Source organism: Flavobacterium nitrogenifigens (assembly GCF_003254565.1).
GTDB classification, from domain to species: domain Bacteria; phylum Bacteroidota; class Bacteroidia; order Flavobacteriales; family Flavobacteriaceae; genus Flavobacterium; species Flavobacterium nitrogenifigens.
The window spans coordinates 1-12,267 of record NZ_QJRI01000164.1 but is presented as its reverse complement, the minus strand read 5'-3'; the positions used below and the strand labels follow the sequence as shown (position 1 = coordinate 12,267).

8 protein-coding genes are annotated in these 12,267 nt (G+C 36.1%); 7 read left to right on the top strand and 1 reads right to left on the bottom strand.

Going from position 1 to position 12,267, the window contains the following annotated elements; translation table 11 throughout:
• The first annotated feature begins 528 nt into the window (after window positions 1–528).
• The 7 genes from DM397_RS04555 to DM397_RS04525 all read left to right on the top strand — a co-directional run bounded on the left by DM397_RS04555 (window position 529) and on the right by DM397_RS04525 (window position 10,628).
• The gene (locus DM397_RS04555; RefSeq protein ID WP_111376407.1) at window positions 529–1,575 is read left to right on the top strand and encodes a beta-ketoacyl-ACP synthase III; all 1,047 of its coding nucleotides are present in this window, start codon (window positions 529–531) and stop codon (window positions 1,573–1,575) included.
• Window positions 1,576–1,610: 35 nt separating this feature from the next.
• Window positions 1,611–2,705, top strand: coding sequence for a sensor histidine kinase (locus DM397_RS04550; protein ID WP_111376406.1), 1,095 nt, complete (start codon window positions 1,611–1,613; stop codon window positions 2,703–2,705).
• Window positions 2,706–2,710: 5 nt separating this feature from the next.
• The gene (locus DM397_RS04545) at window positions 2,711–3,466 is read left to right on the top strand and encodes a LytR/AlgR family response regulator transcription factor (protein WP_111376405.1); all 756 of its coding nucleotides are present in this window, start codon (window positions 2,711–2,713) and stop codon (window positions 3,464–3,466) included.
• 557 nt (window positions 3,467–4,023) lie between these two features.
• Complete coding sequence (locus DM397_RS04540) at window positions 4,024–5,169, top strand: efflux RND transporter periplasmic adaptor subunit (RefSeq protein WP_239457795.1); 1,146 nt, start codon at window positions 4,024–4,026, stop codon at window positions 5,167–5,169.
• Window positions 5,170–5,196: 27 nt separating this feature from the next.
• On the top strand, window positions 5,197–8,352 hold the full coding sequence (locus DM397_RS04535; protein WP_111376404.1) for an efflux RND transporter permease subunit: 3,156 nt from the start codon (window positions 5,197–5,199) through the stop codon (window positions 8,350–8,352).
• Between the two features lie 2 nt (window positions 8,353–8,354).
• Complete coding sequence (locus tag DM397_RS04530; protein ID WP_111376403.1) at window positions 8,355–9,764, top strand: efflux transporter outer membrane subunit; 1,410 nt, start codon at window positions 8,355–8,357, stop codon at window positions 9,762–9,764.
• 81 nt (window positions 9,765–9,845) lie between these two features.
• The gene (locus DM397_RS04525) at window positions 9,846–10,628 is read left to right on the top strand and encodes a hypothetical protein (protein WP_111376402.1); all 783 of its coding nucleotides are present in this window, start codon (window positions 9,846–9,848) and stop codon (window positions 10,626–10,628) included.
• A 317-nt stretch (window positions 10,629–10,945) separates the two neighbouring features.
• Here the strand turns inward: DM397_RS04525 and DM397_RS04520 are convergent, their stop codons facing one another.
• Window positions 10,946–11,884 (bottom strand): ring-cleaving dioxygenase, encoded by a 939-nt coding sequence (locus tag DM397_RS04520; RefSeq protein WP_111376401.1) that lies wholly within the window; start codon window positions 11,882–11,884, stop codon window positions 10,946–10,948.
• Window positions 11,885–12,267: the final 383 nt, after the last annotated feature.

The window sequence follows — 12,267 nt, the reverse complement described above, 5'->3', positions numbered from 1 at the left end:
TAAAATTTAACAGATTTTTTTTTGATTTTAGGGATTCTATAATTTTTGGAGCTAGTTGCAGAATTTCAAAATTATATCTTAACATTTCGGGCAGTTTTGTTAATTATTCTTAATTGTCTGCTGGTTTCAGATATTTTTAAATTAATTTTGTGGCACTCTAAAAACTTAATGCAGATAGGTTTTTTTATCAGTATGGCAACAGCTATAATTGAGAATTATCTACAAACTGAAATAGCATTATATGATTTTAAAAATAAGATAAATTAAAGATTTTATTCCACGTAATACCGAGAGAACACTTGGTGTAGATTTTTAATTTATTTTAGTTGGATTTTATATAATGTTTTTAGCTTGTTCAGGTTTAAGAAAACAATATTTCTCATAAAAAAGTATTGTCAGCAGATTTAATCGGCTTTTCAAGGAATACATTATGTTTCCTGCATAGTTCTAAATGAACTGTGAAAAGAAGAGAAAAGTAGTAAGCATTGGGTTCTAAGAGTACAAAGCTTAAAAAAAAAATAAAAAACAATGAGCGCAGTTATTACAGCAATAGGTGGTTTCGTGCCATCATCAATTTTGACCAATAAAAAGATTTCAGAAACAGTTGATACATCGGAGGAATGGATCATTAAAAGAACTGGAATTAGAGAACGCAGAATCGCAGACGACGACACGGCAACATCTGATCTTGCCGCAGCAGCGATTGAAAATCTTTTAGAAAATTATAAGGTAGATCGCAATGAGATTGAAGCGTTGTTGGTAGCAACAGCAACTCCAGATCACATTTTAGCGCCAACAGCAAGTATTGTTTGTGATAAAAGCGGACTTACAAATGCTTTCGGAATTGACATGAATGCAGCTTGCAGCGGATTTTTGTATGCACTAGAAATGGGAGCAAACATGATCGAAAGCGGTCGCTACAAAAAATTAATCATCGTTGGAGCAGATAAAATGAGCTCTATCGTAGATTATGAAGACCGCAATACTTGTATTCTTTTCGGAGATGGAGCAGGAGCAGTTTTATTAGAAAAAACTGAATCTGATGCTGGATTAATGAAAACGATTTTGAAAACAGACGGAAGCGGAGTTTCTTCTTTGGCTGTACCAGCAGGAGGTTCTAGAAATCCAACTTCTATGCAGAGTCTTTTACACAGAACGCATTATTTAAAACAAGACGGTGCTTTTGTATTTAAAAGAGCGGTGGCCGCAATGAGCCAGGTTTCGCAAGATGCTTTGGCAAAAAACGAATTAGAATCAGACCAAATTGACTGGGTAGTTCCACATCAAGCTAATTTAAGAATTATCACTGCTGTAGGCGAAAGTTTAGGTATTGATTTTGAAAAAGTAAAAGTAAATATTGACCGTTACGGGAATACGACATCTGCAACAGTTCCGTTGTGTTTATGGGATTTCAAAGACGATTTTAAAGAAGGACAAAATGTATTGATCACTACTTTTGGAGCAGGATTTTCTTGGGGTGCAACGTGCTTAAAATGGGGCGTTATGCGTGAGAAAAATCCAGTTGCTACTATAAAAGCAGGCAAAAAAGAAGAAGGCGTTCTAGTAGAACACTAAGATAGGATTTTTCAATTTTACAGTTGAGGGAATAAATGGGTAGAAGAAACCAAAATAAAAAATCAGGCAAGAATTTTTTCTATAAATACTACAGGGTTATAGTAATTCCAGCCGTTTTTCTGGTCTATCTTTCATCGTATTATTTCCTAAATCCGTATAGAAATTTTGAAGAAGAAGGTTTGCTCGACTTAGACCAAACCTTCGATATCTTCATTATTTTGTTGTATTGTGCTATACTTACAGAGCTGACTTTGTTTGTTGGCCGAAAATTAAATTATTATATAAGTTGGGAACAGAATCCAGCTTTTAGGGCTATTGCCCAATTTATCTGCTTAATTGCAGGAAACATTCTTCTCAATTACTTTTTTTCTTGGCTTTGGGACTATTTATATCCATGTACAGCTCTAGAAGTAAATGATTTGGTTACCATTTGGCAGTCCAAGATTATGGCAGCCATTATTTCGCTATTTATAAGTGCTATCCACACCGGAATATTTTTGCTGAACAGATGGCGTTTGAATGCAATAGAAACGGCTGAATTAAAAGTTAAAGCATCAGAACTGCAAGAAGCGGTAACGCGTTCGAAATTAGAATCTTTGAAAATGCAATTAGATCCGCATTTTGTATTCAATAATTTCAGCACTTTGACCGAATTGATTTATGAAGATCAGAAAGAAGCGGCTTCGTTCTTAGAAAATATAACGAGAGTATATCGTTATATGATTTCAAATTCAAATAAAGATACCATTACAGTAAAAGAGGAAATAGAATTCCTAAATGCGTATTTTTATTTATTGAAGAAAAGGCTGGGGGATAAAATCGCTTTAAAAATTGAAGTTGATGCTGCCTCTTTAGCGCTTCATTTACCGCCTCTGACTTTGCAGTTATTGGTAGAAAATGCTGTGAAACACAATATGGCAACGTTAGCCAACCCGCTTACTATCACTGTTTTTTCTGATTCTGATGATATTATTGTTCGAAATAACTTGCAGAGAACCGCTGGAAAAACTTTGGTTTCAACAGGAATAGGAAATAAAAACATCAAATTTCGTTATAAAATTTTATCTGAAAGAATGCCTATTTTCAGTGAATCAAACGGTTATTATGACGTGCGCCTGCCATTAATTTAAGAGTTATGAAAATTTTAATTGTAGAAGATGAAAGTATTAACGCCAGCCGATTAAAAAGGCTGTTGGAGGAATTGGAGCCCAATTGTGAGATTCTAGGCATTATTGATACCGTTGTAGATACTGTTGCCTGGCTCAATTCAAATCCGACTCCCGATTTAATTACGATGGACATTCGTTTAGCCGACGGACTGAGTTTTGCCATTTTTGATGAAATTAATATCACTTGTCCAGTCATTTTTACTACAGCTTATGACGAATATGCAATTCGTGCTTTTAAGGTAAACAGCATCGATTATTTGATGAAACCCATTGAAAAGAACGAATTAGAATTTGCCTTAACAAAATTCAAATCTTTAAATAAGAACGAATCTAACGTAACCAACATCGCTGGAATTCTAAAAGAACTGATTGAAAAACCAGTTTTTAGAATGCGCTTTTTAGTAACCTATCGCGATGGCTATAAAAGCGTAGACGTTTCTGATATTGACTTCATCTATTCTGAATTTAAAACCAGTAATTTATTTCTTAAATCAGGTGTAATTATCTCTATTCCGCAAACGATGGAAGAACTGGAGCAGGAATTAGATCCGAACATTTTCTTCCGTGCCAACCGCCAGTTTTTCATTCGTGCAGAAAGCATTAAATCTATTGCGAACTACTTCAACGCAAAACTAAAAATTCAACTTAAACTAGATCCCGAACGCGAGGTGATTATCAGTCGTGAAAAAACTCCTTTTTTTAAACAGTGGATGGATAGATAAGAAAGGTGCTAAGGTTCTGAGATGCTGAGATTCTAAGGTTTTTAGGCGCAAAGGTTCAGAGGTTTTTTCTTTTCTTCGAAAAGTGTGATTTACATCCAGTTTGTCATCCTGACGAAGGAAGGATCACACACGGAATTCCGTAAAGTATGAGGGACAATCTTTGTCGAGTTTCTAGTGTGATCCTTCCTTCGTCAGGATGACAAGGAATGCGTTAAAGTCTACTCAATCAGCGAGAAAAAATTCTTTTTAATCCTTTAATCTGTGGCAAAAAAATTGTGTCTCAACATCTTTGTAGTAAAAATTCGAAAAATTATATTTTCAGTATTTCTTAAATCAAACTTTTAATTTGAGAATATTCGTGAATTGCTTCGCCTATTCGCTATCGCTCGGGTCGTGGCAAAATAAAAAACTTAGAACCTTAGCATCTTAGCCACTTAGCACCTCAAAAAAAATCATTCGTTTCAGTATCAAAAATTGTCGTTTGGGTAAATTTCTTCCTTAAAAAAGCGGTTTTACGCTGTTATTTTGCTGCCAAATTTGAGGTAATTCATTTAAAAATGAAAAGTAAAATGACAAAACAGTTTTTTAAAAATAATAAGGCAATTGGCAGTATTGCAATTTTATTGATAACCATTTCTCTTGCATCATGCGGAAAAAGTGGAGATGCACAAATGGCTCCTCCAAAGCCAGAAGTAGACTTTCTTCAGACCAATTCGGCAACGGGAGAAGTAGAAAAGAAATATCCAGGAACAGTCGAAGGTACTGTAAACGTCGATATAAAAGCGCAAGTATCAGGCTATCTGGAAGCTATTTATGTAAAAGAAGGAGACTATGTTACCAAAGGACAATCCCTTTTTAAAATAAAAGGCGATGTTTACGCAGAACAAGTAAACAACAGCCGTGCAGCTTACAAAAGCGCTTTGGCCAATCAAGCGAATGCGAAATTGGAAGTGGAAAAAATCAAACCTTTAGTTGAAGGAAAAGTTTTCTCAGACATGCAGTTAAAAACAGCACAAGCCAATTACGAAGCCGCAACTGCACAAGTAGCACAGGCTAAAGCCGCTTTAGGATCATCTCAGTTAAATGCCGATTTCTCTTTGATTAAAGCTCCTGTAAGCGGCTATATTAGCCGTATTCCAAACCGTATCGGAAATTTGGTTACGCCAACTGATGCCGTTCCGTTAACTACACTTTCAGAGATTAATAGCGTATTTGTATATTTTTCTTTGACAGAAGCAGATTATTTAGCTTTTTCAAAAGATGCAAAAAGCAATCAGACTGTAAGCTTAATTATGGCCGATGACAGCGAGTACGATCAAAAAGGAAAACTGGAAGTAGCAAGCGGAAACATCGATCGTGCAACGGGAACAATTGCTTTAAAAGCCATTTTTCCAAACCCTAAAAAAGAATTGCGTTCTGGTGGTTCGGCGAGAATTGTCTTGAACAAAAGTTTATCATCTGTAATTACAGTTCCAATGGCAAGTGTAAAAGACATTCAAGATAAATTCTTTGTTTTTGTTCTAAAAGAAGGCAACAAAGTAGCCATGGTTCCAATTGAAATCGCGGGAAGCGCTGGAGCAGATTATTTCGTAAAATCTGGATTAAAAGTCGGAGATAAAGTAGCACTGAATAATATCGATGTGCTTTACGATGGAATGGAAGTCGTTCCAAAAATCGCTGCTAAAAACACCAGCAGTAAATAATTTTTCATTCAATAAAATAACATTTCCATGTTAAAGAAAATAATAGACAGGCCAGTATTGGCCACAGTTATCTCTATTGTACTGGTTATACTGGGGATTATAGGTCTTACCAGATTATCGGTAACGCGATTTCCAGATATTTCGCCACCAACTGTTATGGTAAGCGGTTCGTATCCGGGAGGAAATAGTGAAACCGTTATTCGTTCGGTAGTAACACCTTTAGAAGAGCAGATTAACGGAGTTGAAAATATGCAGTACATTAAATCTACTGCAAGTAATGATGGATCTTTCTCAATCAGCGTCATTTTTAAACAAGGTGTAGATCCAGATCAGGCTGCGGTAAACGTACAGAACAGAGTACAGCAAGCAACGCCAAAACTGCCTCAGGAAGTTATCCGAATGGGATTAACGACTTCGAAACAGCAAAATAGTATGATTGTTATTTTCAACTTATATACAGATGATAATAACAAATACGACGAGCTGTTTCTGCAGAACTATGCCAATATCAACTTAGTGCCTCAAATGAAACGTGTTCCTGGAGTAGGACAGGTTCAAATTTTCGGGCAGAAAGATTATTCAATGCGTATTTGGCTAGATCCGCGTAAAATGGCAAATGCTGGTTTAGTTCCTTCGGATGTTACTCAAGCCATTGCAGAACAAAGTTTAGAATCGGCTCCAGGAAAATTGGGAGAAGAATCTTCAGCGGCATTAGAATATGTAATACGCTACAAAGGAAAAAAGAACAAACCAGAGCAATATGAAAATATTGTCGTTAAAAATGTTGGGAGCAATGTTTTAAGATTGAAAGATGTAGCGAGAGTAGAATTTGGTTCTATTTCGTACAGTGGAGATAATAAATCGAATAGTAAAAATGCCGTTACTATGGCTATTTTACAGACTTCGGGTTCTAATGCCAATGACATCGAAATCGGAATCAACAAAGAAGTAGAACGATTATCTAAATCTTTTCCCCCGGGTATTAAGTACGTTAACGTAATGAGTACCAAAGAAAGATTGGACGAAGCAACGGGACAGGTAAAATCAACTCTTTTAGAAGCTTTTATTCTGGTATTTATTGTGGTGTTTATTTTCCTTCAGGACATTCGCTCGACAATAATTCCAGCTATTGCGGTTCCAGTTGCGATTGTGGGAACGTTTTTCTTCCTGCTGGTTTTCGGGTTTACGATTAATATCCTAACGCTTTTTGCTTTAGTTCTAGCAATTGGAATTGTAGTCGATGATGCGATTGTAGTCGTAGAAGCCGTGCACAGTAAAATGGAGGAAGACGAAGGAATTTCTGCAAAAGAAGCAACTCATAGTGCGATGGCAGAAATTACGGGAGCGGTAATTTCGATTACTCTGGTAATGTCAGCAGTATTTATTCCGATCGGATTTATGACAGGATCTTCGGGGATTTTCTATAAACAATTCGCTTATACACTAGCGATTGCAATTATCATTTCAGCTGTAAATGCCTTGACATTAACGCCTGCATTATGCGCGCTTTTGCTAAAAAATCACGGACATAAACATGGAGATAACGGGCATAAAACGAGCTTTAAAGACCGTTTTTTCGTCGGATTTAATACAAGTTTCAACAATTTAACGGGAAGATATATCAAAGGCGTTCGTTTCTTAATTGGCAGAAAATGGCTCGCAGCGGGATTAGTGGCAGGGATAACTGCGATTGCAGTTTATACGATGACATCTACGCCAAAAAGTTTTGTGCCTCTTGAAGATGACGGTTTTATGGTGTACAGTTTGTCAATGCCACCAGGAACAGCGCTTGATCGTACTACAGCTGTAATTCAGAAATTAGAAAAAGAATTGGCTCCAATAGAAGCTATAGATGTTAACACGAGTATTACAGGATTCAATATTTTGAGTAATAGTGCCAGCCCTGCTTACGGATTAGGTTTTATAAAACTGAAACCTAAGAAAGATAGGGGAGCAGTTAAAGATATTGAAGAAATTATGAATATCGTAAGCGGAAAACTGGCAAAAATTAAAGAAGGTCAGATTATGGTTTTCAGAATGCCTCCGGTAGAAGGTTTTGGTGTAACCAGTGGTGCCGAAATCGTGTTGCAGGATAGAATGGCGAGAAGTCCAGAAACTTTAAAAGCCATGTCTGATAAAGTAATCGCACAGATTATGAAACAGCCTGGAGTACAATATGCTTACACGACTTTTAGGGCCGATTATCCGCAATTGGAATTGGAAGTTGACGAAGATAAAGCGCGCCAAATGGGTGTAAATATCAAAGAGCTTTTAGGAAATATTCAAACCTATTTTGCAGGAGATCAATCAGCTGACTTTTCGAGATTCGGTAAATTTTACCGTGTGAACGTAAAAGCTGATGGAATTTTTAGAATGGATGAAGATGCGTTCAATGAAATTTTCGTAAGAAATAACGATATGCAGATGGTTCCAGTAAAATCAATCGTAAAGTTTCATAAAGTGTATGGGCCAGAATCAGTGAATCGTTACAACCTTTATAATTCGGTAAACATTACAGCGATGGCTTTGCCTGGCTACAGTAACGGACAAATTATGGCTAATCTAGAGCAAGTTTTAGATAAACTTCCTGCTGATTATAGTTACGAATGGACAGGTTTAAGTTTGGAGGAAAAAGCAGGAGGAAGTCAAACGGTTGCTATTTTCGGATTATGTCTATTGTTTGTATTCTTCTTATTGGCAGCGCAGTACGAAAGCTATTTATTGCCATTGGCAGTATTGCTTTCTATTCCGACAGGAATTTTAGGAGCTTTTGCCGGAATTAAAGCCGTTGGTTTAGATAACAATATTTACGTTCAGGTCGGATTAATCATGCTTGTTGGACTTTTGGCTAAAAATGCCATTTTGATTGTCGAGTTTGCTTTGCAGAGACGTTTGGCTGGATTAACTATAATCGATGCAGCAATTGAAGGGGCAAAATCTAGGTTACGACCAATTATCATGACTTCGCTGGCATTTATTGTAGGTATGATTCCGTTGATGTTTGCCTCTGGAGGAACTGCAGTTGGAAACCGATCTATCAGTGTCAGTGCAGCAGTCGGAATGTTTAGCGGTGTTGTGTTGGGTGTTTTCGTGATTCCGTTGCTTTTCATTGTATTTCAGTATTTACAGGAAAAAGTATCAAGAAAGAAAATCGCAACTCAAGTTCAAACGATAAAAGAATAAGAATGAAAACACTATATAAAATAGGAATGGTTTTGCTTACTGGAGCGATTATGACATCGTGTGTGGTGGGCAAAAAGTATTCTCGTACAGAATTAAATGCTCCAGAAAAATTCCGCGAAGAGGTAGCGGTTACTGGAGACACGGTTTTGCTTCCGTGGAAAAACTATTATAAAGATCCTTTGCTCGTTGCTTTGATTGAAAAAGCTTTGGTAAAAAACAATGAAGTTATTATTGCCATGAAAAGCATGGAACAGCTCGATCTCAGCTATAAACAAGCCAAATTATCGTTATTACCCACACTAGATTTCGATGCCGGAGCGAGTCGTTCTTATCAATCAAAAAACTCATTAAACGGGTCATTAAGCGCTCAGTTTATTGGTAAAGATTATATGGATGATTACAGCGCCAATCTCCGTCTTTCTTGGGAAGTAGATATTTGGGGAAAAGCAGCGATGCAGAAAAGAGATGCTAAAGCAGCTTATTTTGCTCAAAAAGAAAATCTTTCGGCGTTAAAAACCCGAATTATTGTTCAAGTTGCCCAGTCGTACTACAATCTCTTAGGTTTAGATGAACAATTGAAAATTGCAGAGAAAAACATCGATTTGAGTACCAATACTTTGAACATGATCCAATTGCAATACAAATCAGGTTCGATTAGTTCCTTGGCAGTAAATCAGACCGAAGCTCAGAAGAAAACAGCTGAATTATTGGTTCCTTTAGCGAAAGCGAATATTGCGGTTCAAGAAAATGCTTTGCAGATTTTGTGCGGAGAATATCCTGATAAGATTGAAAGAGCAGGCAATATTGATGCAGCAGAAGTTTCGGTACTTTTTCCAGCAGGAATTCCAGCTTCACTTTTAAGCCGAAGACCAGATGTAAAAGCTAGTGAATATGCGGTTATGTCTGCTAACGCTAAAACAGGATTGGCAAAAGCAACGATGTATCCGACTTTAAGTTTGAATCCGTCAATTGGAGTTAATTCTTTTGAATTTGAAAACTGGTTTAATTTTCCAGGTTCGGTTACCAAAACAATTGCGGCCAATTTAGCCCAGCCAATTTTTAGAAAAAAAGCATTGAGAACGGCTTATGAAGTGGCCGTTATCGAACAAGAAAAAGCGGTTGTACAATTTAAACAGTCTTTTATAACGGCAGTTGGCGAAGTAAACGATGCGATGTCTAGGTTGAAATATGCTGATGAGCGTATGATTTTAGCAAAAGATAAAGCGGGGTCATTAGATAAGGCGACTTCAGATGCTTCTTTGCTTTACAAAAGTGGAATGGCAAATTACCTTGAAGTAATTGCAGCTCAGAACAGTTCGCTCCAAAACGAATTGGATCTCGTAACAATAAAACTCGAAAAGCTGAATGCAGCAATTAACCTGTACCGTGCTTTAGGCGGCGGAGTAGAGTAGCACTTAATTTTTGATGATTCACCATTTCTGTAAGCAATTATAGAGGTGGTGAATTTCTTTTTGAATTGAATTTACTGATTTATGGACAAAATTACTTTTACCCGATCAGAACTTTATGATTTGGTTTGGAAATTTCCGATTCCGCAGATTGCAAAGCATTATGAGATTTCCAGTATGGGAATCAAAAATGCCTGTGAAAAAATGGAGATACCACTTCCAAAAAGCAGATTTTGGGTTGGGCCAGAATATAAGAGGAAAAATATTCCAGAGCTTTCATTAAATTTTAATGGAAATAATGAGATTACGATTTTAAAAAAGACGTACGAAATGCAACTTAGAGTTCCTCTTAAATCTACACCTTTACTTGATTTGACTCAAAGTATAAAAAACGATGTTTGTGCTCCATTAATTGTTAGGGATACATTAGAAAAACCAGTTGAGATTATTGCGTCCACAAAGCAATATTGGGAAAGCAAAATTGTAGATCAAGATATTCTGCTAGATAAATTGGAAATTTTGGATTTATATGTTTCTAAAGAAAACTTGGATCGGGCTTTACGTTTTATGAATGCTTTGATCAGACTCATTCAATATCGCGGACATGAATTTAGAAAAGGTCTAGACGGATTGGATACTGTTGTTTTTAAAAATGGAGTTGAAATTAAAGTGGATTTAAGAGAAGCACAAAAAAGACTAACCAAAAAAAGTATGAGGGAAACTTGGGGATATGTTTTTACAGGCGATTTCATTTTTAGAATTTCAAGAAGAGCAAATAAAAAAGAATGGCGCGACGGAAAAATTAAGCTTGAAAATAATCTTGCATTGATTATGGCCAAACTAGAATTAATGGCGGCGGAAGATTAAATTTCGAAGTGTGGTAAAATATATCGCTCCGCTGGAGCTTTATATTGTAAATGTTCAATCTTTGCTATAAATATTCCGCTTCTCCGAAGCTTATAAAGAGAAATCTTCTAAAGCTTTATATTGTAAATTGTTAGGTAATGCCCCAACGGGGCAAAATATTTATAGAATTTCAATAAGACGAATGGGAAAAAGCTCCAGTGGAGCGACACATTTTTTTGCTTTTCGAAAGTTTACAAAAAAAGAGGTTTTCTTTTGAGAAAACCTCTTTTTTCAAATAGTTGTGTTGCGGTTTAAAACAAACCGGCTTAGTTTTTAAATTAATTAATTTTAACCAAATGTTTTTCAATAGCAGCTCTTTGTGGCTCATATTGAGCAGGAAGTTTTAAGTTCTGGCCTAATTCTTCTAAGCTTTCGTCTACTGTAAATCCAGGATTATCTGTTGCAATTTCAAACAAAACTCCTCCTGGTTCTCTGAAATAAAGAGAATGGAAATATTGTCTGTCAATTTGCGGAGTAATCTGTAATCCGTAATCTTCGATTTTCTCTCTGAATTTCATCAAAATTTCATCGTTTGGAACACGGAATGCTACGTGATGAATAGTTCCGTTTGCATTTAAACCACGTTTTTCCTCTGGTAGTTCTACCAAGTCAACAATGGCAGCATTTTCTACAGCATCTGTTGCATAACGGTAACGGTTAACATCCTGATCGATTAGTTTGTATCCAAATATATCAGTTAAGATGGCTGCAGTTGCTTTGATGCTGTTTAAAGTCAAAGTAATGTTGTGAAAACCTTTTGTAGCCACATCAGCTTTTACTTCATCAGTTTCCCAAGCTTTTCTGTTATCTTCTGTTTTAGATTCGATTAACTCTAGTTTTAGTCCGTCTGGATCTAAGAATGTCAAATATTTTTCTCCAAACTTTTCTGCTGGTTTATTGTAAATCACATTGTATTTTTCAAAACGTTTCTGCCAGAAATCTAAACTTCCTTTTGGAACAGAATAACCAATTTCGGTTGCCATTCCAGAACCTTTTCTTCCTTGTTGGATTCCTTCTCCCCAAGGGAAAAAAGTTAAAATTGTTCCAGCGCTTCCTACTTCGTCACCAAAGTAAAAATGGTATGTTCCAGGATCGTCAAAGTTTACTGTTTTTTTTATAAATCTTAATCCTAAAACTTTAGAATAAAAGTCAAAATTACGTTTAGCGTCACCTGCGATTGCAGTAATATGGTGTAAGCCTAATATTTTATTTTCCATGGTATTTGTTATATTAAATTGTTGTTTGATTTTTCTTTTACAAATTTACGTCCGTTATGCTTCTGGATCGATTAACCTAGATTAAGAAATGAAATACGGTGCGTTTTTGAAATTTTCAAAGAATAACCAAATCCTATTCCATTTGATTAAGTGCTTTGTTTTCAGGGTTTTTAAGAAAGAGCCAATTTGATATTACGCGATATATCGTGATTTAATGATATGAAATATAGCTATCGGGAGTGGCTATTTTTTTAACACATAGAGACATAGCTTTTTAGGGATGTGTAAAAGGCGTTTCACTTATTTAAATACACATAGTCTTGCGTTTATTTTTGATGTTTTTTCACGCTCCCAATAGCTATTGGGATTAAACAGATTTGAGT